Here is a 23,074-nt window from a genome sequence, read left to right as displayed (position 1 = left end):
AAATCATTGACCATTCAACATGGTAGATAATAACAGCGTGCCTACAATTAATAATACGATGGATAATAAGCCTCCAATGATTAAGAAGTGCCTGAATTTATAGGCGCCAGTTCCGTAAATTAAGGTGTTGGTCTGGTAGCCCATTGGGGTAAAAAAACTAAAATTGGCGGCAAACATGACCGCTAGAATAAATGGTTTTGCGGGCAAGTTCAATCCTGCGGCAAGCGTAATGGCTATAGGTGTTATGATGACCGCGGTAGCATTGTTGGAGATAAAGCCACTCATGAGCATTGTAATTCCAAAAAGTACGCCTAAAATAATGATGTTATTTTGTCCCGTAAGTAAGTCCAACAATTGTTTGGCAATCCACGTATCTGTTTCAGAATTGTGCATGGCAATCCCTAAAGGAATCATCCCAGCCAATAAAAAAATAATTTGCCAGTTGACTTTTTTGTAAATCTTTGACAAATTGATACAATCTGTGATTAAGAGCAAGGCAACACCGGATAAGGTGCTGGCAAGTATGGACAGGACGCCACTTGCAGCTAATCCTACCACCATAATCAAGGCGAATAGACTTATGGCGCGCTTATAGGGATTTATTTTGTAATCTTCTTCATGATGCCGCAACACAATGGTATTATCAATAGCATAGAGATGTTTAAAATCTTCTTCCTTTGCTTTAAGAAGTAATTTATCTCCTGCCTGAAGGTTTGTGTTTTTTATGATTTTTGGCAGGTTTAACCGCATACCTTTTTGAAATTGTTTTCTGTTTTGAATGCCTAAGGGTCTTGCCACATTGAAAAGAAGACTTTTAACTTCAGAAAACGATTTATCAATAAATTCTGACCCTGGAAGAATCAATAATTCAACATAGCTATAGGCATTCTTTTCATTTTCTGGTTCCTTATCCATCTCTTCAGGAATATGCAATTCATTTTCCGCAGTGAGTGTAAAATCATCTGTTGAAATAGACGCATAGGCTTTAACATCACTCAAAACCACTAATTTGTCGTTAGCTCTTAACGTGGTATTGGGACCTGGATTGTTATTGACAATATCCTCACGAATAAGCTTTAATACATTAATATCAGGGTTTTCATAAAATTTGGCATCCGAAATAGCCGTGCCAATAAGTTTCGATTCTGGCTTTACGGTTAAGGTAAATAGGAAGGTGTTGTCAACAAATGTTTCAGTGAGATCATTGCTATTGGTTTTTGGTAACCATCGGCTTGCGAAGGTCATAAATACAATACCCACCGCTAATAAAATAAGACCATAAAAACTGAATTCAAAAAATGTAAACTGTTCTGCACCAAGTTTTTTGGCTACCGAGTTTACCAAAATATTGGTTGAGGTTCCCATCAAAGTACAACTTCCTCCTAAAATGCCGGCAAAGGAAATTGGCATCAATAATTTGGGTGCAGAAAAATTGTATTTCTCTGACAGTTGTGCAATAATTTTTATAAAAATGACCACCACAGCGGTGGTACTTATAAAAGACGAAATAGATGCCGAAATCAACATAAACACGGGAACCATTAATACCATTGGTAAGATTTTCAATTTTTTGATGGACTGGGTCAAAAGATCGATAACTCCGTTTTCTTCCAATCCAATGGCCAAAATCATGAGCATTAGAATAGTAATGGTTGCGGGGCTTGAAAAACCACTTATAGCTTCTTCTGGGGTAGTCAGGCCGGATAAAACGAGTGCCACAATGATGAGGAATGCAATCTTATCAATGGGCAAAGCTTCTGTTGCAAAGAGTAGGATAGTTACTCCAAGAATGATGAATACAAGAATGATCTCAAAACTCATAGCAACATATGTATCAACAGATTAATTAAAAACCAAAACCTAAGCCTACTTGCAAGATCGAATCTTCTTCAGATACAAAATATCCCGCATTTACTGAAAAGGCATTTAAACTGCCTATCCAAAATCCGCCACCAAAAGAGTTATGCCAAGTATTCGAATCTTCATCTGGCATCCAAACACGACCATAATCAAAGCCGCCAAAAACCCCTATGGTAATAGGTGCTACCGCAGTGATGTATTTTTTTATACGCCATTTTAGATCAGTACTGTGAAAAAAGGATGATTTTCCTGCAAATCGTTCATTTCTATAGCCTCTTAATCCATTATCACCACCAATTGTTTGCGCATGGTAGAATAAATAGTCTTCACCAAAGTTAGTTCTAATTTCAGCTTTAGAACCCAACACCACATCTCCTGACGGGATTAATTTCTTATCAAAACCTAATTTTAAGGCTGCATATCCAAATTGATTGTTATCCAACTTTAAGTTTTTCTTGTATCCTAATACCGCTTTAAAGTAAAGACCGCGCGTTGGAAAGTCCATAGCATCGGCATTTTCATATAATATATCGGCCTCAGCACCTATATAATTTTGAGTATGAAAAACATCTTCATTAAAATCAATAGAATTAAACATTCGTTCTGAGTTATCCTCCACACTGTAATTTTCAAAAAGTGCATGAAAATGGATGCTTCGGTAAGATATACCGGATCTCAATTTTATCTGTTTTATACGTGCCCGGTTAAAATCTTTTCCAACTGCGTCCTCATCATAAGAGGTGTCATTGCCATAACCAAAAAAGTTATTTTCAAATCTTGCACTTGTATAATATCCAATAGTTTCTAAGTCCCAATTAGGGATAATATTGGCAAATAGGCCCACATATTCCGCCTCTACAGCGCCATAGTTAAAGTAATAATTAGCAGAAAGATAATGTTTGTATCGATAATCTTCGCCATTAAAACCATGATTTGTATAAGTGTCTGTTGCTCCTAAAAATACACCATCATCAGAGTTATAACCTGCATTTGGAAAGAATACGTTGGAATTCTCTATAAATTCTCTATAAATAAAAGTGTTGGTTTCATAGAGCGGTGTAAACTGTTTTGCCGGTGTTTTATCGGTAAACTCAGCTTTTTCATGCCTCCAATCGTAGACTTTAAGTTTTTTACGATTGCTGATGTCAAAGACATCATCGCCATGACCACCAACCAAACGGACCATGATTTCATGATCACCTTCTCCAGACACTTCAAATTGGTCGTCATCGTTTAAACCATAAATCCAAAGTTCTTTGGTTGCATCTCTATCAAAAGTACGTTCAAAGAATATAGGATTGGGGGCATCGGTTTTTAAACGCTTCAAAACTACCTTTGTTTTTCCTTGTGGAAGTCGCGTAATTTCTATTTTATCATCTTTATGGGTACCATGAATGACTACCACCTGTTGCATTCTGTCACCGTAGCGTTTTGCAATATCGTCAAGGTTTTTTAATCGGCCCTTAAGTTTATTTTTGATGTCTTCAGAGGCCTCATCGTGTACCTCTGTTGGTAATCTTGTAAAGGCTTGGTCAATAACCGCATCAGTCATACCTGCTTGGATTATTTTTGCTTCTTCTACCCAAACGGACGCATCGTGTTTATTTAAAAATGCGACATCTAGGTTGTTTCCTTCAGCATTAAACCATTTTACATTTTTTATATCAGTATCATAAGATTGCCAAAAACGGACATCGGGCATTAGCATTTTAATGATTGGAATAGCAACTCCATCAAATTTTGAAAAGGCCGCGTCACGATCTCTTGGGATTGGAATAAACCGTACATCGTCCTCACTGATTTCAAATTCTATCCAGCGCCATTGGTCTTCATGACGGTCCCAATCGCCAATGAGCATATCAAATAACCGTGCACGAATGTAGGCGCGTTGATCGATAGTATATTTTGCATCTCTGTTTAATTTCTCAAGAACGTCTGTGGTACTTTCGAAATTTACGGCTTCTCCTTTTTCTTCAGGATTGGCGCGATTGTAACCTTCATAATCTTTTTGCTTGTCCATTGGACGTTCTTCAATAAAATACAATTGGTCACCATAATCATCTCCTAACAATTTAAACCCAGGTTGTATGGGTAAATAGTACAATTGGGTATTGGCGTGATTGATACCCGCCGATTTTGCCAACGGATTGATTACTAATTGCATATAAGGATGCGTGGTGCTGAAAAAGTCATAGACCATAGTTTCGACAAATGTGCCTTCAAAATCTTCTTCCACATAGGCAATTCCTGGAACTTTAAAACGCAAGAATTTTAAGGCGTCTTTTTGAAGCCCTCTCATGGCATATTCCCTGCCTAAGTCATCTTCAAGCCGTGCCGAGAAAGACTGGTGTCCACCACCTTGTTTTGTGATTTGCATTCCAGAATACAACGTGTCCAGGATGGCAATATCCGCAGTAACTGGTACTCCAAAATAAGTACGGTATCGATCTCCCCAAATAAACTTATAAAAGCCCGACTTATCAAGTTTGTCTTTATCGGTCGTGATAGCTAGTGTTTTAGTAGTTCCAGATAATGATGGAATTGGGTATTCTTTCTCTTCTTTAATGATTTTTTTATTGAGTTCAAAGGTAAAAGTATCCTCCTCAGTGATAAAATTAACGTCTGAAGTACCATCATCATAGTAATTAATTATGGCAAATCCTTTTTCACCATAGGAAAATTTCCCATCGTAATGCAAGGTGCCACCAATATTGGCAATGGAACCTTTAGACATTTTGGTGCCCGTGCGCGAGCCTAACGAGCCGCTTATAATTTGACGGATATGGTCACTGGCCAAGTACTGCAAGCTTTCTTCATGGCCTGATACAATAGTCACCCGGTCATTGTCTTGCACCAAGGAGCTGATTACAGTACGCAAATAGTTATAGCGATGGGATTTGAGTCTTTGTTTTGAAAAACCTCCCAAATCATTAATCTCATGAACAATATTTCCAACTATTGGTAAGGGTAACATGCTTTCTAAAAATGTTTCATTTCCGGCATATTTACCATTGCTAAAAATTGGATGGTGCATCACAATAAGTAAATTTTTACCTCTTGAATCTTTAATATAACCTTCAAAGGCTTCATTAAATCTACGTTTGGTGTTGATATCTGTACATTTTTTATTCATGCCATCAACATGGTCCCAATTGATGGAGAACCAGTTAGAATCGACATATAGAATGTCTAGCGTTTCATCGACTTCAACATACTCTAAAGGACATACATTTGTAGGTTGTACCTCAAAATTTTTAATATTATTATCTTTTAGATAATCTTCCACCCACTCTATTTCAGTAGTGTTATTGCTGCTCCATTCGTGATGTCCTGGTATAAAAACGGTCTTCCCCTTAAAGTCTTTGGCGATTTCAACTTGCGTATTAATATAAGTCTCTCTTGTTTTTTTATCCGCTTTTTTTGGAATATAATCGCCAGTGTAGAGTAAGGTGCTTTCTTTACCAGCCTTGTCCAGATATGATTTTAGAAGTTTTTGGAGTTCAGGATTTGAATCAGGTTCGGCAGTTCCAAGTCCACCGGCAACAAAGAATGTATGTATTGGTTTTTTGGAGGACGAATCATCATTTTGGGCAATTTTTGATTGTGGTTTATAGGTGGCACAAGCTGCAAGGGTAAAAATTGATAAAACTATCAATACCCTATGCGTTGTAAACTTCAAAATATTTGCTATCATAAAAATTATATCATTCTTAATTAGAGGACTTTACAAAAAGTAGTAAAGATTCAGAAATGTCTGCATATTATAAATTGTTTCAAACATGGGCGTACCCATTTGAAATAATTATTAACTGCAATGTTTGTATAGGATATCTTGTGGGCTATTGAATATCTCTTAATTGATGAATTCCATACTTTTTTGAACCACAGTCGCCAATGGTTTTGGAAGTGTGCTGTCTTGCCAAGGATGAGAAGCTCCAAAGACGTGATCACTTTTTTCAATAGGAAATAGGATACTTTTTGGATTCCAAGCGTGTAAATCTTCTGCTTCTCTATATTTTACCGAAGGATCGTCATTTGCATGAATTATGAGATGTGGAATGTTCAGGTTTTTAACTGCGTTTTCAATGTTCAATCGGGTTTCATGAGTTTTGAAATCTTCATAAAATTGATAGTTATGGGGCATTTGCTGTTTGGTTCTGCCATTTAGAACATATTTCACTCCCTCTTTTTTCCACTGCTCCAATTCGCCGGAAGTTGCTGTTCTTTTCCCAAAATCGCTCACGCTTGCCCACGTTATCAGCTGTGTGATCCTATTATCTTCCGAAGCTTTTAAGATGGCAATGCCGCCCCCGCGAGAATGGCCGATAAGGATGAGCTGGTTAGGATCAATCTCCGATTGAAAGGGGTTTGATGTGGAATGTAAAAAATTGATAATTGCGTCTAAATCTTCCAATTCTTTTGAGTAATTATTTTCAGCAAAGGCATCCAAATCAGGAAAATCAATGGGTTGCTCCATCGTTCCGCCATTATGTGAAAAATTGAATTTCACAAAGAAATAACCCGCATTAGCGAATGCTTCTGCCACTAAATCCCAAGCGCCCCAATCCTTAAATCCTTTGTACCCATGACAAAATATGACTAAAGGTTTCTGGGTTTCGTTGGCTGTAAAAAAGGCATCCCATAGGATAGGTTTTTTACCATCTCTTTTTAAAATGCGGTTTTTTTGTATCATATACCGATAAAATTACGGCATTATTTCCTTTTATCAATCACTAAAATGGGTTTACGGCTTAATTTAGGAAAACGCAAGGCATCAATTAGGTACTTATCACACCATTCAATTTTTGGAGTAACGCGTAATTTGGCTCTGAAATGATCCTTTATCTGACCTAATAATAATTCTGATGGTTCTTGTGCTGCAATCTTGATTAAAATTTCATCGGTTCCAATGGCATTGTGGGTAATTTCAATAACGAAACATTCCAAAGTACTGAAATTATTGAGAATATTCTCCATGGCTGGTGGATACAAGGTGGTGCCCTTATATTTTATCATTTGCTTTTTTCTGCCAGCAATCGGTCCCAATCGTAGTGTCGTTCTCCCACAGGTACACGGTTTTTTATGGGCTTTCATCATGTCGCCAGTCTTAAAACGCAACAATGGCATGGCTTCAATGCCTAAGGTAGTAATCGTGAGTTCGCCAATCTCACCTTCTTTTACTGGTTGGTTTTGATCATCCAAAAGCTCCGCAATGATGAGTTCAGGGTGCAGATGTCCACCTTGTTGTGCCTTACATTCTGTAAATGCGGTGCTCATTTCTGTCGAGGCATAGGTAGAAAATAATTCAATATTCCAATGTGCTGTAATTTTTTTGCCCAAGGTATTTAAGCTGAAATCGTCGTTTCTGAAAGCTTCTCCAATACAAATGGCTCCTTTGATGCCAGAAGCATTTAAATCAATGTTATGTTGTTTTGCATATTCAATCAGTTTAAGCAAAAAAGAAGGAACGACAATGAGATAGGTGGGTTTGAATTTGATGATGGAATCCCATTGTAATTCTGGAACTCCAGCGCCCACTCTGATAATGCTCGCTCCTAATTTCCTAACACCTAAAAAGTACGCCAAACCTGCCATAAAACGTCGGTCTATTGTGGTCATCAATTGCAGTGTGTCTTCAGAAGAAACGCCCGCACAAGCGAAAGAAATGGCTTCATTATATGCTAAACGTTCCAGATCAGGATCAGTTAATGCGAAAGTGACCGGATCTCCCAAAGTGCCGGAAGTCGTCACATAATCAATGATTTTTGATTTTGGAACACAAATAAAATTGTCGTTAAATTGTTGAATATCATCTTTTGTGGTCACCGGAATTTTTGACAGATCTTCAAGCGTCTGAATGTCAGATAGCGCAATTGCGTAGTTCTCAAATTGCCGCTTATAGAAAGGAGAATTTTCGGATAGATATTCCAAGGCAATTTTGAGTTTTGCTTCCTGGAATATTTTTATTTCTATTGCCGATTTTGTTTCTATTTCAGGAATCATCTTGATTTTCTTTTGGATTTTTTAAGGTATTTGGTCACTATTTCTGCTTCTGTGCGCGTGGCTATGTCGTTATGAGTTGTTTTTTCGAAGTTTTGAAACGCCTGATTATAGTCTTTGTGATTATAATAATATAATCCTGCAAGATAATAGGCTTTCCAATACTTCGGATTTAAATCTGACAATTTTTGAAGGGTGCTGTCGTCAAGTTTTTCTTTATGATCAATAGCCTGCTCTACTTTGGCTTCTAAAATCCGATAGGCCTCGTAATTTTTATAGGCTTGCGTATTTAAAAATGGATCTTCTGAAATGTTCAATTCCTGATTTGATACACTCACCGTTGGAGAAGTCTCACTTCTATCGTTGAACACGGTATTCAAATCATAAGCCACAAATTCGCCTAATTGATACGGGTTTGAGGATACCCAAACTTTTAATTCTTTAGGTTTAAAAACTATGCCGTGGTGTGCTAAAAGTTGATTTAAGGCCTTTTCATTACCATACCCAATTGCTTTATCATTTAGGCCGTCCATATTTCTCAACACGGACACCGCTTTTTCGGGATTCAGTTTATCATTTTCAGAAAGCAACTGTAACATCCGGTCATACCGATATTGTGAATGGCTGTTTTCAATGGTTTTATTGTTACGGCGGTCTCTTTTGTAAGCTTCACTTTGGAAATGGTTGGAACATATCAACTCCTCATAATTTTCTACTTCGTAAACGCCAAAATTCTTTGGTGACACTTCAATGAGCACCGCCTTATCGTCTTTGGCACTTCCTACCATGATGGCTTCTGACACAAAAACTTCACGTTTTTTGGCTATTGCAACCGCTTCTTCAATATTAGAAGCATATTGCAAAATTTCACGAGTAACAATTGAGATTGGTGTCTTTGCAATCCAAGGTGTTTTAGATTTCCCAGCGTTTATCGTAACGGTCAAACCTTTCTCATTCATCCCCGAAACGACACCTATAAATCCGCTCCAAGAAATGGACATGTACTTATAGCCTTCATCAGGATTGATGAAGGAGACCACTTTATCTTCGGCAAAATCGTCGCCCGCATAAAAATCGAAGTTTCTACCAATGAGCAATTGGCCATCTTCAGTCTTTTCGCCCCAAGCGGCAAAAGAAGTGCAGCCTACAAGGGCCAAATCTTTCAGGGCGTGTGCAATATCATGGGCGCCGTGAAGATATAGTGCTCTTAAATAAGGGGTTGCGAGGGCATCATAGTCATCAGACATATAACGTGAAATTCCGTAAAGCTCAGATTGAAATTCCTCTGGCACATAGACATACATTTTACGGTTATACCAAGAAAGAAATTTCCTTAAGAATTTTTGCTGACCTTCAGAAGGGACTAAATTCTTGACTTTATTTAAAAAAACAGCTTCTTGTTTATAGATCAGCTCTTCTGTTAAGCGTCCTGAAATGAGTCCGCGTTCTAATGGATCACCTTCCACAAAAAGCTCCCAAAGTCCTTGTTTGTTTTTGGTCAGAAAGTTATGCCCTACTGAAAAAGTGGAATCGTTGATTTTGAGGCGCTCGGGAATATTACCATTATAAAAACTGACATCAGGAAGATGTGTTAATGATTTTTTAATTCCACAAGATGCCAATGACAACGCAAATAGGGCGCAAAAAAGAAAATTACTGAAATGACGCGTTTTATGCATCACGATGCATTTTTCTGTAATTTTTGTTCATCCAATTTACCATCTTGCTTTCTTTATAATCCACCCAACCTTGGCCCATGGTGCGACGCATTAAATTTTCAAACGTCCGCATAAAAACAATGTTTGAAAATAATTTTGCCAAACGTCCCACTTTTCTTGGAAAGGCGCGTAAAGTTATCGAGAATCCGCCATCCAAATAAGTGATATAATGCCAATAGCCACTAGGCATATATAAAGCGTCGCCGTGTTTCATTTCAACTGAAATACCTTCCGCCAGTTGTAATGCGGGATAGGTTTCAAAATCTGGGTTATCCATATCTATTGTTTCAAGATTATGGACAGTAAAAGGAACTTTATAGAGATGCTTAGCCTGTTCTGGTGCAAAAAGCGTCACCTGCTTATGTCCATGAAAATGAAAATGCACCAGATCTGCCAGGTCCATATCGTAATGGGCCAGAACTTTAGAGCCTTTGCCACCAAAGAACATGACCGGTAATTTCTTAAAAAAGTGTAACCCAATATCAGGATAGGTGAAATCGTTAAGTAATTGTGGCATTTTTTGAAGCACGTTATAGAAAAACATACGCAAATCAGTAGGCTGCGTTTTCAGGATTTCAATATAATCGTACAGCTTCATTTTTTTTGCTGGCACTACAGAGTTTTGACGGCCTTTGGTGGGTTCATTATTGTATAAAGGCACAATTTGATCTCCAGCCAAACTTTGGATATATTCCAAATTCCATTTCTTATGAGCAGGCCAATCTTTAGAGAGCTCCTCTATTAAAACCGGTTTTTGTGGTTTAAAGTAATTTTCGATAAAATCTTCCTTTCTGATGGATTTTACTCTGGTTATTGGTGATGTTTTGATTGTTCCCATATGAAGCCCTTTTGGGGGTTACAAATTACTTAAAGTTTTATGATTATCTCTGCTTAAATTCTCTTGTAGATGACACTGATTTTCAAAGATGTTTTCTCGAAATTAACAAATGATACAATAGCGGTTGTACTACAAACGAAATAAACATCGCCGCAAGAATTCCAATTATCGAGATGGTTGCCAAGGAATGCAGGGCGGGATGTTTTGCGAAAATCAAAACGCCAACTCCTAAAATTGTCGTTAAAACGGACAAAATAATAGACGTTTTATGTGTTGCCATTGATGAGGAACCCGATTGCATTCCATTGGTCATGAAAATACTATAATCTACACCCAAACCAAAAATAAACGTAGAAATAATAATATTGAAGATGTTGAATTCTAATCGAAAGACGCCCATAATCCCGATGGTGATGAACCAAGTGATGAGGATTGGAATGACCGTAACTAAAGTTAATCTTATATTTCTGTAGAATAGGAACAATAGTAACAGTATAGCGATAAAACAATACATGAGAAGATTGTTGAAGTCATTTTTCAAATGTCCCAAAAAGCTCTCATTGATAGCTTGACGGTCAATAACCACAGCATTTTTTGAATTGTTAAAGGCATTTTTTACTTTTTGAATCTTAGAGTCGTCAACATGGACCACTGAAGAAATCGTCAAGAAATTGTCATCTTTGGAAATAAAATCATCAATGGGAATGACATTTATCTTTTTATAATCTTTAATGCTTATGGGTTGAAAGTCATGTTCTAAAAGGTTGTAAAACTCCTGAAAGGTATGTGGCTTAAATCCAAATTTAATGCCGTTAGAAATCAAATTCGACTCTGTTTGCGCTTTAGTATCTGAAGTCCAAAAGTGATTCCAACGCTGAATATTTTCTTGTTGTTTTTTATTTGAAGAGACCAAAGCGCCAACGGAGTTATAGCTCAAAATGCTCTGGTCATTTTCCAAATTTTGGAGGGTCTCGAAAATAGCATCATTCGTTTCCAAAACTTCTTGTTCATGCTCTCCAAAAGCAATTACATATAATGATTTTGAGGAAATGTTGATCAATTTATCCAATCTTGTCTCCGCAGATTTTAGATGTTGTGGTTGATAGTTAAGGTTTGAGATGTCTTTGTTGAATAGCACGCGATGATAGGTGAAACCACTTAAAATAAGAAGGGCAGCAACACCTCCAATAAGAATTTTGTTTTTATGGAATCCATAAGATGCTAAACGATCAAACAATGATGGTTTTGAAGTTTTTGTGGAACTTCCCTTATATACTTGTGGAATGAAGATTAGCGCAAATACTGCGGCTCCAATCACACTAATTGCGGCAAAAACACCTAAATCCTGGAGTGCTGGAGAATCAACAAACAATAAACATAAAAATGCCAACGCCGTGGTTAAACTGCTCATTAAAATAGGTTTTGAAACACTCTTAAAAAGTTCCTCCAAGGTTTCATTGTTCCGAATATGGGTCAATATATGTAGCGAATAATCTAAGGTTACGCCAAGAAGTACTGCTCCAATTCCTAAGGAAATTGCGGAGATTTCAGTCCGAACTATCGATAACACTGAAATGGCCAACAGACCGCCAAAAACTGTGGGAACGAACAAAATAATAGGGATGGTCAATTTTTTATAGAAAACTATAAAAACAGTCATAAGTAAAATCATGGCAATAGTGACCGTGACCAGAATGTCTTTTTTGATTTGTTGGGCGTTGGCTACGGCAATGAGCGTTCCGCCAAAATAGGAGCTTTTAATTTTGCCGCTGTAGATTATGTCTAATTGCTCTTGGAGTTGATAGAGCTGCTTAGAAAAAATTCCGTTTTGCGAAGTATTATTACTTGGGTAGTGAGGAGTGATAAATAATAATAAATCGTGTTCGTCCTTGCTGACCAAAAAGCCGTCTTTGAGTGTGAAATCATCAGAAATTCCTAGTTTTTGGAGATGCTTTATGGCCATTAAAGAAATTCCCAATGGATCTTTGACAATGGTTTTTTTGGCTACGATTCCAGATGGTGAGATCAAGGTTTTATAGTTGCTTTCTGTGATCTTGGCAATGGAGTCAGGAGGCAACTTGTTTGAAATATTAAGGTAATCGGATGTTTTTAAAAAGAGTGGAGCGTTGGTATAGACAAAATCTAAGGTTTCAAAAATAGATTCCTCCGCAATTTTACCTTGGATATTTTTGACATATTCGCCAGAATGTTCAGTGAGTGAATCTAAAAATTGTGTGGCATAATTTATTAAATCCTCGGTTGATCCATTGATGTCCTTTTCAAAAGTAACAATAATTTTGTCTGCAAATTGGGTAGTCTTCAGAACCTTTTGCAGCTGCTCGTTTTCGGAATTTGTAGGGATCAATTTTGAAATATCCTCGTCAAATTTAATCGTCGAGGCTATCCAGATAAGCGCGCCGAAAATAATCCCCAATACAACGGCAAAGACCAGCTTTACACTTTGAATGAGTTTATAAAGAGTATAGAAAAAATCAGCCATGAATTAACACTTTTTTTCTATCAATTATCGAAAAAAACACATAGCCTAAGAGGCCAAAAAGTAAGGCCGAACTGGTGGAAAGCACCAAGCTTCCTACCAAATAAGCCTCTAGATGCCGCATTAAATCAAAATTCTCTTTAATGCCCTGTAGCGTATAGTGAGATTCAATACCCAACACCCAATTCCCCGTTTCCAAGCTTAGTAACAGTACAAATGGAATAAATGGAGGGAAACTAATATTGGAGAAGGCGAAGGCAATGAGCTTATTGAGCCTTAGTAAAATGGCCAAGAAAATGACAATCACGGTATGAAACCCCCAAAGTGGCGACAAGCCTAAAAAGACACCTAATGCAATAGAAAGTGCTTTCTTTTTTGGAGAATCCTGATTTCTTAGAAAATCCTCAAGGAAGAATCGTTTAAGGCCTTTTTTTTTTAATTTTCGATAAAAATTTCGGGGACCTATGTAAAAAAGTCTCAAAATCAGGAACCAAGTGTAAAGCACCACCATTCTTGCAATATCCATAAATGGGCGGAAGTGCGACACCCGCTCTTTCATATCATATAATACTTCAATGGGCACATGAACAATAGCAATGCCTGCCCAATAGGATTTTACAATGGCCTCAATTTCAAATTCAAACTTTTTAGTGGCCTCCATAAATTTAATCCCGTCCATGTCCTTGATGGGATATAAGCGAAATCCGGACTGTGAATCCTGCAACTTCAATCCGGTAGCGGCTTTCATCCAAAAAGTAGATACCCGATTGCCTTTGGCGCTTCGTGCCAAAACATCCGCAGTATTCATATTACGATCACCAATAATTAGGATCTTCTTATCTTCTGAAGCATCAAGCGCTTCAATAAAGTTTGGAATATCTGATGGAAAATGCTGGCCATCAGTATCTAAAGTTATGGCGTAATCAAACCCTAAACTGACCGCATGTTTAAATCCAATTTTTAGAGCATGACCTTTTCCTGTGTTTTTAATTTGATGAAGTTGAATGATCTGTGGATAACTCTTTAGGATTCGCAACGTGTCATCCGACGAACCGTCATTGACGAGAATGACGTCCTGTGTAAATTCCAAAACACCATCAAGAACGCGTCTTAATGTTTTCTCGTTGTTGTATGTTGGCAAGACCACACAACAGCGAAAAGCTAGTAGTTTGGATGTTATTTCAGGGAGCGCCATCAATTTCAGACCAGTGTTAAGGTTTGACAAAGGTAACATTACATTTCAATACTGGTGTTCCGTCTTTAAAAGAAGTGGTATTTTTTATCTTGATATGTTGTTGGTCTTCCTGAAAAGAGATATGGAATTTTAAGCGGGTATTCTCCTTGGGGTTGACCAAAGCTATAAACTTGACATTGGACGCCGATTCTAAAAATAGGGATTGGTCACACTGTGTTTCTGTGAGTTCTTTTATTATTTGAAGCATTGCAACGCCTGGAGTTATTGGAAAACTAGGGAAATGGCCATCAAAGATGGGATGTTCTTTTTGAATGGCGATGGTTGTTTCAAATGTACTTCCGTCGAGCGATTTAGAGGATAGGACTTTGTAGAAGTTTTTTATTAACATACTTGTTTTTTCAGGTGTTCTCGCACTAATTTTTCTCTCGCAGAGGCCCAGAGTTTTTGAAGCGTTAATTTCGTCTGTGTCTTAGTATACTTTGCGAGTATTTATTTGTTATCAAAATCGCTTTCGGCAACCCTTGTATTTACCTTCCGATTACTGAACGTAATCAATGTATAATCATCGTTAGGTTCTATCAGTCTTACTTCTTCTACTTCCGCTGATGGATTGGAAAATTTTAATTCAAAGGCTGCGATGAATTTTTGCATCCGTTTGTCTTTCGGAACAAATTTAACCAAATAGGCATCATCATATTTAAAATAGGCCAACTCAAATTGCGAGGCGTCAAACATATCCCCTTTAATACTGTTTACAATTAGAGAGTTTAGACTTCTGAATAATTTATTAGAGCTCAAATCAATTTTATCCTTTTTGCCCTCATTGGTCACCAAAAGTTGATCATCCTTAAAAATAGCACTATTTTTATAAGGCTTGAGATACATCCACTTGACCAGATTTGGTGCTTTAAACACCAGCTTTCCTTCGGAAGAAATGTTATGATCCAAAACACTTAAATGTTTGGTCTGCGTAAAATCGCTGATAATGGATTGGGTGTTTTCTGCTGTTTTTTGGACTTTGGCTTTGAATGTCATTTCTTCTTCTGCTGATAATTTGCTTTGGGAAATTCCACTGAAAACAATCATAAAAGCAAACGCCAAAAAAAGGAAATAATTCTTATTTTTCATTGAGAAGTTCATTTATAGTAACGGTTTGATAATCCCATTTTTGAAGGACTCGCAATAAATGTTCCAAAACCGGCAAAACATTGGGTTGTTTGTCATGCAACAGTAGAATGGCTCCTGGTTTTATCTGTTTTGTAATTCGCTTGATGATGCGTTCTGGGCTTTTGGTAACCGTGTCATAAGATCGGATATTCCAGCCAATCACTTTGTGTTCAGTTACTTTAAGGGCTCTTGCCAGTTTTGGCGTGGTCACTCCAAATGGCGGTCTGAACAGGTTGGTTTTTTTACCACCAATTCTTAGAATGCTATTTTCGGCTTGTTTGATCTCATTCAGCCAGGTCTCAGTGGAATTAAAGGCGATCATCGCATCATGAGAAAATGAATGGTTACCAATGTCATGACCATTGTCTATAATGCTTTTGAAAATTTCTGGATAAGTCTCAACGTTGACACCAATACAAAAAAAAGTAGCTTTGGCGTTATATTGGTTAAGAAGATCCAAAACCTTTAGTGTGAAATTAGGGTTTGGACCGTCATCAAAGGTTAGAGCGATTTGCTTTGTGGTTTGATTTTTTTTAGAGGTGAAAGCTTTCAGATAAAAGTTCCAGCGCATATGAAAAGAGCCCATGGCCATCACCAAAAGCCAAATACTAATCAGAAGAACATACCACCATAAGGCAATTCCGTTAAAAGTATCGCACAGCACTAAAAATAGAAACATGAAGAGCGTTGCGATACTTGTGATTTGAAGATTTCTCATCGTTTCAAAAGTATAAAACTGTGATCACGACCCTTGAACTGATTGTAAAGCAGGATGGTATGAATCTCAGCTTTTGTCTTACCATCATAAATAAGAGCCTCTGGGATTTCCTGACGCTTTAAAATCTCAAATGCGACCCACATTCCAAATGGTGAGGCGGTGTAGAATTCGCCACTTAAATGTTTATAGTGTAATTTAGTCGCATTTTTAAACAGACTAGTAACGCTATCATAGTAAACATCAAAAGCATCCCCATTTCTGCCCAGCACTAAAGCATCAATATCCGCATGTTCTATCTTGTTTTTTATCAGAAAAGACTTTAATTTATTTTGGATTGTTTCTTGACAAGCGGTACTACAAACATCCATATCTACTAATTCAACAGCGTTTTCTTCGGTGTCTGAAGATGCTACAAAAAAGGAGGCACCTTCTCCAAAAGGCACTTGGATGCCTTTGTACTTAGCGTCTTCCAATAATTGGATATAATTGATGATTTCCTTGCCCAATTCGTCAACACCGCCAACTAAAATATGATGGGCTTCCTCTTGTTGTATGAGTAATTGGGCGTCCATAAGTGCCGATTCAAAAGATAATGCCGCATGAACAAATGTATTATTATAGGCTTTACATTTGAGTCCCAAAGCTATTTGTGCTCCCACTGTATTATGGGTAGATTGAATAAATGCGGTTGGAGTTAAAAAGGCTTCATCGTTGGCGATAATACTATTTAAAAACTTTTCAGTATCCTCAATACAGCCCATGCCTGTTCCAATGATAATGGCATCAGGATGTTTTAAATTCGCTTTTTCGAGAGCTTTAGTTGCCGCGGTAACACCCATTTTTACACCGGCAGCCATTCGTCTTGAAGCTGCAGGAGCAATGTAATCTCTATAATTAGGGTAGTGTGCCGGAGCGATTTTTAAGGGTATGGCTTTAATTTCATTCAGAAATTCGCTGTTTTCAAAGGTGTTTTGAGCCGATATGGTTACTGCGCTATGGATATAAACTTTTTTCATGCCTTTGAGAAAATAAGTGTAGAACAGTTGCCGCCAAATCCGAAGGAATTGGATAACACATGGGATAACTCTTTTTTGACCACTGAAGTTACAGGTATTAATCCGGTTTCTGGTATTGCGGATTTAAAATTAAGGTTGGGAAATACCGTCTGTTCTTGAAGAGAAATTATTGAAAACACAGCTTCCACGACGCCTGCTGCTGCCAAGGTATGTCCTGTAAAAGCTTTGGTAGAACTGAAATCAGGATTGTTTTTTCCAAAAATGCGTTGGATGGCGACACTTTCAGAAAGATCATTGTTAGGTGTTGCGGTGCCGTGAGCGTTGACATAATCGATTTGATTGGGATTCAATCCAGCCATTTTCAAGGCCTTTTGCATGGCTAAAAATGCTCCTTCACCATTTTCAGAAGATGCCGTTTGATGAAAGGCATCATTGGCATTGCCATATCCAGAAAGATAAGCTAATACGTTTTTATTTTCTTTTTGAACGATTTCATCAGATTCCAGGACCAGATAGGCTGCGGCTTCTCCTAAATTCAAACCTTTACGATGGGCATCAAAAGGGGCGCAAGGTTCGTCTGATTGAATCATCAAGGTTTTAAATCCGTTAATGGTAAATTTTGAAAGAGGATCTGAACCGCCAACAATAACACGGTCCAATTTCCCTGCTTTGATCATTCGTGCACCGAGCATGATGGCATTGGCCGCAGAAGAACATGCGGTGCTGATAGTAGTGACAAATTCTGTGATGTCGAGGGCATCGGCAATTTTTTGGGTGGCATCACCGGCGTGGTGGCTTTGTATATATTTTTGAGCGTCAACATCCGTGGCAAACTGCTTTAAAAAGAGTTCCGTCATATCCATGCCGCCCACCGTAGTGGCGGTTATGAAACCTGTTTTGTGGTCTGCATTAGTAATGATATTCGCATTTTGAAGCGCTGCTTTGGCAGCAAAAAGTCCCAATAAACCCGTTCGGGTAAAACTATGATCTTCTGATAGCTGCAACTGTTTGGACAATTGGGTATTGGAAAGTGAAATTTCACCAACCTTTATATGCTTTGAATTCTTGGTTTGAATATGCCTTAGTGGACCAATACCGCTTTCTGAGGCCATTAAAGACGTCTTGTTTTCTTCAACGGAATGTCCAATTGCAGAAATAATACCCATTCCGGTAATAGCAACGCCCATATTTTGGTGTTATTTTGTTCGGTTGGCCGTAATATAGTTGGCCAAAACAGCAATAGATTTAAAAATCTCTTTTCCTTCCTTAGGATCGGTCAATTGGATGCCGTAATCCTTATCCAACATAACAATAAGTTCTAAAGCATCAATGGAATCCAAACCTAATCCATCACCAAAAAGTGCATCATCATCGTCAATATCCGCAACGGCAAATTCTTCTAAATTCAGTTGCTCAATGATTTTTTCCTTTAATTCTTGTCGTAATTCAGTCATGTTGTATATAATCTCTTTATGTTGTTAGGGGTATGTGCAATAATACCATTTTCTTCTACCAAATATAAGAAAGCTTCGTAATCTTTATCATCAAAATCGACCCAACCGCATAAGACTTTTTCAGCTTTTTTTCGCTTCAAAAGACTTTGGGCATTCAGCCACAAATGATCGGCATTAAAGTGGTCAAAGATAAAAAAACAATTTTCAGTATGCAGTTGATGTTTGATGCTTATTTCACCCATGCAGATATTGGGTAAGGTATAGACAAATACCGATGGACTCGGAAAAAAGTTATTAAGATCGCTAAATGAAGCTTGGTGTTTTCTGTCGGTGTCAAGACTGGACGATTTGTTTGATAAAATGATGGCGATATTTTGCGCTTTATCGGAAGTCAGTTTGTTCTGTTTTAACAAGATATCAGCAGCTAAAAATGCCAATTTACTTAAATTGTCCATTTTGTAAAACTTGGGATATTTCGTCTCTAAATGCTGTACGGCACTTTTCATAAAGGGAGAAAACTCTTGAATGGAACTTGAAAACAATACTGTCCCGTCAAGCAGGATACTACTACTTTTAATGTGACAATAGGACGATATGTGAAAGGTTTCATCCAAAGCGGCTTATTTTTTCTTGCAGACAAGCATGGTGTGATATTCTCCAAGTTTCAAATCTTCGCTAATAATTAATCCGGCTTCTATAATTAAATCTTTAAATACCGTGGAAGGATACATTTTGCTGTTGCCGTTGGCCATTACAGTAAAATATAGTGAGGTAGCTTCCAAAATGAATTTTGACATAGGATATTCCTGTCGGTCTGTGAAGGTTTCAATGATGATCAATTCCGTTTGAGCATTCATCGAAGCGACACAAGTAGAGAGAATTTTAAGGATTTCATCTTCTGAAAAACAGTCCAAAAACTGACTCATCCAAATCACGTCGGCGCCTGCTGGAATTTTAGGATTGGGTTTTAACCAATTTATTTCTTGTCCGCTAACGCGCTCTTCAAATCCAGCGTCTCCTATATTTTTTAGAGCTTTATTTAATTGCCCAAGTAAATCGATGATTTTTACTTGGATATTTTCGTCATAATTAAAACATTGTAAGGCGAATTTCCCCGTATTGCCACCAATATCAAATAATAGTTTTGGCTGATTTTTAAAAACGCGTTTTAAAGCTTCTTCAAAAACTCCATCGGAATAATAATGATCAAATTCAAACCACGATTGTTGCTCCTTTGGGGTGAGTTGCGACAGGCCTTCATAAATGGTATCCCATTGACCTAACTCCTTTAATCCTGAAGGTTTTCCTGTTGCAATAGCTTCATCGAGATGAAACAAACCTTTGTAGCACACGTCATGCGTAAAGTTGAGATTGACGTTAACGGTCTTGTTATAATTTAGGAAATAGCCGATTTTTGTGAGTTCGTAGGCGCCATTTTCAGATTTAGTGACAATATCGGCACTTTCAGAAAACTCTAAAAGAACGCCAAGACCGTAGCGACTGATGCCTAGTTTTTCAGAAATATCACTAATAGTAATGCCGCCTTGGTCGCGACTTTCAAAAATTAGGTCAAAAACCCTAAGTTTTTTTAAGGTGACTGATGATTGAAAGATAAAAGGTGCGAAAGCTATTTTTTGGGCTTCCAATAAGGCGTCTGCGGCTCTGATTGTTTTTTTTGTCATTCGTTGTTTAGGATACTTTTCTGAAAAGGACTGCGGTATTGCAACCCCCAAATCCAGAAGCAGTTTTTAAAAAGGTTTGTACTTCTTTTACGGTTGTTTTTGTGATAATATTGAGCGGTTTTGAAACGCCCAAAGCTTCAAATCCTGCGGAAGCAATCAAGGTGTTCTGATATAGCGATTGCATTCCAATAATAGTTTCCAGTAATCCTGAGGCGCCTAAAGTATGGCCAAAATAACCTTTCAAACTATTTAGGGGCGTCTTGCTCAATCCTATTCTATTAAAAGCGATGGCTTCCATTTCGTCATTGAACAGGGTCGCTGTTCCGTGTGCTGAAAGATAATCGATGTCATTTGGTTTAAGATTTGCTTCTTTTAATGCCGACGTGATGCTTCGGTAAAGTCCTTCACCAGTGCGTGATGGGCCAGAAATATGGTTGGCATCATTGCAGCTTCCTTCACCTAACAGTTCAACGGCGTCTTCGGAAAGTTTTGCTTTGTCTGAAGTGACCAAAACACTAGCCGCCACCTCGCCCAAATTAATGCCAGTCCGATTTTTATCGTAGGGCCTGCAAGGAACGTTGCTCATGGCTTGAAAAGAATTGAATCCCGACACCACAAAATCAGACACCAAATCTCCCGCAACTACAAATACATGATCGTAAACATCTTCTTGGAGATAGCGTTTGGCAATCGTTACCGCCAGAACACCAGAAACACAAGCGTTGGAAATGATAATGGCTTCATTTTTAAAACCGAAATAATCTTTCAGAATATATCCTAATTGGCTTAAATAGGCACGTTCTTTTGGAAAGTAATTTTGTCCGTTCAAAACATCGATGTTCCCTTTGGTAGTAGAAATGATGAGTCCGACCCGGCCATTAAATTCAATTGCTGACGCTTTTATCGTTTTTGAAAGCGACAGGATTAACATTTCTTCAAGTCGGGTGTATTCTGACTGTGCGTTTATGGATTGAAATGCAGCGCTTAACGTTTGGGTTGGAATTACAGCGCCGTGAAACGATTTGTAAAAGCGGGTGGCATCTTCCACAAGTTGAATTGCACTTTTTTGGTTTTTAAGATGTTCGAAAACGATGTTCGAATCAAAACCCAATGAAGAGGTGATATTATGATATGACAAATAACATTTAGTCATGTAGTAACCCGTGTTTATGTTTCCAAATTCTAAAAAAATCAGGTAGATTCAATGCCATGGTATTGGTCTCAAAATTCGTAAAAACTTGAGTGGTTTCGCCGGTACAAACTGTTTGGCCTTGTTCATTTTTAATGCAATATCCAAACATCAGCTTTGCAGCTCTCGTAGTGAGATACGTGGTTTCAATAGTGGCCACGTCACCATATCGTAATGGCAGCTGGTGTTCTAAAGAAGATTTTACGATAGGCGTAGCAAAACCATGGTTTTTGGCATCAAGGTAAGTTAGGCCAAATTCCCTACCGAAAGCTTCGCGTCCATCTTCAAAATATTTAAGATAATTGCCGTGCCATACAATATTTAAGGAATCGACCTCATTAAATCGCACTCGGATTTGATGTGTGAATTGTAATTGGGAAGCTTCTTGATTTTGTTTTTTCATGAGTCGGCTTTGAGGACGGTATTCATTTCTGCAGTGGCAATTTCAACGTCATTTATAAAGATAGAAAGTTTTACGGTTGACATATGCATTATTTCATGAATTATAGTCACTTCAGTTTTTAAAACTTCGCCTACTTTCGGCAGTCTTTGAATGTGCAGCTTCTTGATGGATGCAATAAATCCTTCTTTGGCAGCCTGGTTTTGGTCGTGATTTTTAAATCCGATGTATAGTGCTGCGGCCTGTGCCATGTGTTCAATCAATCCTGTTTCTGAAAACTCAGCCTTCGTAACAAAAAGATTATCTTTTAAGATAGTCAACCCAACGGTGGCTTCACCATTCGTGTATTTCAACAATGCATCAACCATAATCATGGGTTCGCGATGTGGTAACAACTTTTTGATAGTTGCAAGGTCGGTAATAGGAATTTCAAAATTTTTCATTATTTATCATCCCAAAAATTATAAAAATTGAACCACTGCAACGGATATTTTTTGACCATTTGGGCTACGCTTTCGGTGTATTTTTTTAAGAGATCATTCATATCTCCTTGTTTATAATCAATCCATTGGGCATACAAGTGGTAATGGCGTTTAGGTTCGCGCATTACATAAACAAATAAGACAGGAACATTTAAGCGGTTCGCCAAGTAAAACGGACCTAAGGGAAATTTTGCCTTTTTGCCCAAAAGTGTCTCCTCCAGGCATTTTGTATTATCCATATAACGGTCTCCAGCTATGCAAATAATTCTATTGTTGGCCAATGCGGCATTGATTTCAAAAATATGGGACAGATCATCCTTGACCACAATAAAGTGCGTTTCTTTTTTAACGTATTGTCCTAAGTAATTCTTGATATCCTCATGGTCCTGATCTGTAATGACAATGCTGATAGAATCCTTTGCCAGTCGTTCATTAAAAAAATATTGCGCCAGTTCAAAATTACCTATGTGCGCACTGATAAGAATGCCACCTTTATTCATTTCGAGCACTTCTGCAATTTTAACTTCGCCCGTAAATTCATAAGTGTAATCCTTTCTTAAACCGGAAGAGATGGCAATTTTATCTACTAAAGTCTGTCCAAAGGTATAGTAGGTTTTATAGATGCTGACCATGGTTTTGAAACGCGAATAGCCCAATCTTTTTCTGAAATAGAAGCGCAGACCTTTCACGTTTTTTCCTGAAAACAAACAGAAATAAGGTACAGGGAGGTGCATCAAAGCATATGCCGCAGTAATTCCAAAGTTCTTTATAAAGAACACAAAGACCTTAAAACCGAGAACCGTACCTCTCGATTTTCCATCCCATTCTGCCATTATAATTGTAAAGTTTTAAGTTTTT

Annotated in this window: 20 protein-coding genes; all 20 read right to left on the bottom strand. The window is 37.8% G+C overall.

Going from position 1 to position 23,074, the window contains the following annotated elements:
• Positions 1–3: 3 nt before the first annotated feature.
• Positions 4–1,821: an SLC13 family permease gene (locus G525_RS0119735; protein ID WP_027127687.1), complete on the bottom strand. Its 1,818-nt coding sequence runs from the start codon at positions 1,819–1,821 to the stop codon at positions 4–6.
• 25 nt (positions 1,822–1,846) lie between these two features.
• A complete protein-coding gene (locus G525_RS0119730) occupies positions 1,847–5,554 on the bottom strand; it encodes a ShlB/FhaC/HecB family hemolysin secretion/activation protein (protein WP_027127686.1) in 3,708 nt (1,235 codons plus the stop codon).
• Between the two features lie 159 nt (positions 5,555–5,713).
• The gene (locus G525_RS0119725; protein ID WP_027127685.1) at positions 5,714–6,553 is read right to left on the bottom strand and encodes an alpha/beta hydrolase family protein; all 840 of its coding nucleotides are present in this window, start codon (positions 6,551–6,553) and stop codon (positions 5,714–5,716) included.
• 20 nt (positions 6,554–6,573) lie between these two features.
• The gene (gene flxY, locus G525_RS0119720) at positions 6,574–7,863 is read right to left on the bottom strand and encodes a flexirubin biosynthesis putative acyl-CoA ligase FlxY (RefSeq protein WP_027127684.1); all 1,290 of its coding nucleotides are present in this window, start codon (positions 7,861–7,863) and stop codon (positions 6,574–6,576) included.
• Positions 7,860–9,539, bottom strand: coding sequence for an acyl-CoA--6-aminopenicillanic acid acyl-transferase (locus G525_RS0119715; protein ID WP_027127683.1), 1,680 nt, complete (start codon positions 9,537–9,539; stop codon positions 7,860–7,862). The genes flxY and G525_RS0119715 overlap by 4 nt, the downstream gene beginning before the upstream one ends.
• Positions 9,532–10,416 (bottom strand): cupin-like domain-containing protein, encoded by an 885-nt coding sequence (locus tag G525_RS0119710; RefSeq protein ID WP_027127682.1) that lies wholly within the window; start codon positions 10,414–10,416, stop codon positions 9,532–9,534. Before G525_RS0119710 ends, G525_RS0119715 begins: the two co-directional genes overlap by 8 nt.
• An 82-nt stretch (positions 10,417–10,498) precedes the next feature.
• The gene (locus G525_RS21505) at positions 10,499–12,916 is read right to left on the bottom strand and encodes an MMPL family transporter (protein WP_051210034.1); all 2,418 of its coding nucleotides are present in this window, start codon (positions 12,914–12,916) and stop codon (positions 10,499–10,501) included.
• A complete protein-coding gene (locus G525_RS0119700; protein WP_342662775.1) occupies positions 12,909–14,138 on the bottom strand; it encodes a DUF2062 domain-containing protein in 1,230 nt (409 codons plus the stop codon). Before G525_RS0119700 ends, G525_RS21505 begins: the two co-directional genes overlap by 8 nt.
• On the bottom strand, positions 14,125–14,496 hold the full coding sequence (locus G525_RS0119695) for an ApeI family dehydratase (RefSeq protein ID WP_027127680.1): 372 nt from the start codon (positions 14,494–14,496) through the stop codon (positions 14,125–14,127). The genes G525_RS0119700 and G525_RS0119695 overlap by 14 nt, the downstream gene beginning before the upstream one ends.
• A 101-nt stretch (positions 14,497–14,597) precedes the next feature.
• Positions 14,598–15,236 carry a flexirubin biosynthesis/transport protein LolA2 gene (lolA2, locus tag G525_RS0119690; RefSeq protein WP_027127679.1) on the bottom strand — a complete coding sequence of 213 codons (639 nt, stop codon included), beginning with the start codon at positions 15,234–15,236 and terminating at the stop codon, positions 14,598–14,600.
• Positions 15,226–15,993, bottom strand: a complete 768-nt coding sequence (locus G525_RS0119685; protein WP_035480226.1) for a polysaccharide deacetylase family protein — start codon at positions 15,991–15,993, stop codon at positions 15,226–15,228. Before G525_RS0119685 ends, lolA2 begins: the two co-directional genes overlap by 11 nt.
• Entirely contained in the window at positions 15,990–17,009 is a 1,020-nt protein-coding gene (locus G525_RS0119680; RefSeq protein ID WP_027127677.1) for a beta-ketoacyl synthase chain length factor, read from the bottom strand. Before G525_RS0119680 ends, G525_RS0119685 begins: the two co-directional genes overlap by 4 nt.
• Entirely contained in the window at positions 17,006–18,196 is a 1,191-nt protein-coding gene (locus G525_RS0119675; protein ID WP_027127676.1) for a beta-ketoacyl-[acyl-carrier-protein] synthase family protein, read from the bottom strand. The genes G525_RS0119680 and G525_RS0119675 overlap by 4 nt, the downstream gene beginning before the upstream one ends.
• 9 nt (positions 18,197–18,205) lie before the next feature.
• Positions 18,206–18,463: a phosphopantetheine-binding protein gene (locus G525_RS0119670; protein ID WP_027127675.1), complete on the bottom strand. Its 258-nt coding sequence runs from the start codon at positions 18,461–18,463 to the stop codon at positions 18,206–18,208.
• The gene (locus tag G525_RS0119665; protein WP_027127674.1) at positions 18,460–19,077 is read right to left on the bottom strand and encodes a 3-oxoacyl-ACP synthase; all 618 of its coding nucleotides are present in this window, start codon (positions 19,075–19,077) and stop codon (positions 18,460–18,462) included. Before G525_RS0119665 ends, G525_RS0119670 begins: the two co-directional genes overlap by 4 nt.
• Before the next feature lie 6 nt (positions 19,078–19,083).
• Complete coding sequence (locus tag G525_RS0119660; RefSeq protein ID WP_027127673.1) at positions 19,084–20,145, bottom strand: methyltransferase; 1,062 nt, start codon at positions 20,143–20,145, stop codon at positions 19,084–19,086.
• Positions 20,146–20,152: 7 nt separating this feature from the next.
• Positions 20,153–21,298: a beta-ketoacyl-[acyl-carrier-protein] synthase family protein gene (locus G525_RS0119655; protein WP_027127672.1), complete on the bottom strand. Its 1,146-nt coding sequence runs from the start codon at positions 21,296–21,298 to the stop codon at positions 20,153–20,155.
• Positions 21,291–21,737, bottom strand: a complete 447-nt coding sequence (locus tag G525_RS0119650; RefSeq protein ID WP_027127671.1) for an acyl-CoA thioesterase — start codon at positions 21,735–21,737, stop codon at positions 21,291–21,293. The genes G525_RS0119655 and G525_RS0119650 overlap by 8 nt, the downstream gene beginning before the upstream one ends.
• Positions 21,734–22,177 carry a hotdog family protein gene (locus tag G525_RS0119645; RefSeq protein WP_051210033.1) on the bottom strand — a complete coding sequence of 148 codons (444 nt, stop codon included), beginning with the start codon at positions 22,175–22,177 and terminating at the stop codon, positions 21,734–21,736. The genes G525_RS0119650 and G525_RS0119645 overlap by 4 nt, the downstream gene beginning before the upstream one ends.
• Positions 22,177–23,049, bottom strand: coding sequence for a lysophospholipid acyltransferase family protein (locus G525_RS0119640; protein WP_027127669.1), 873 nt, complete (start codon positions 23,047–23,049; stop codon positions 22,177–22,179). Before G525_RS0119640 ends, G525_RS0119645 begins: the two co-directional genes overlap by 1 nt.
• Between the last annotated feature and the right edge of the window lie 25 nt (positions 23,050–23,074).

Origin of the sequence: Gelidibacter mesophilus DSM 14095 (assembly GCF_000423005.1) — a bacterium.
Classification (GTDB): domain Bacteria; phylum Bacteroidota; class Bacteroidia; order Flavobacteriales; family Flavobacteriaceae; genus Gelidibacter; species Gelidibacter mesophilus.
The sequence above is the reverse complement of the archived record's forward strand: the minus strand, read 5'-3'. Positions and strand labels throughout refer to the sequence as shown.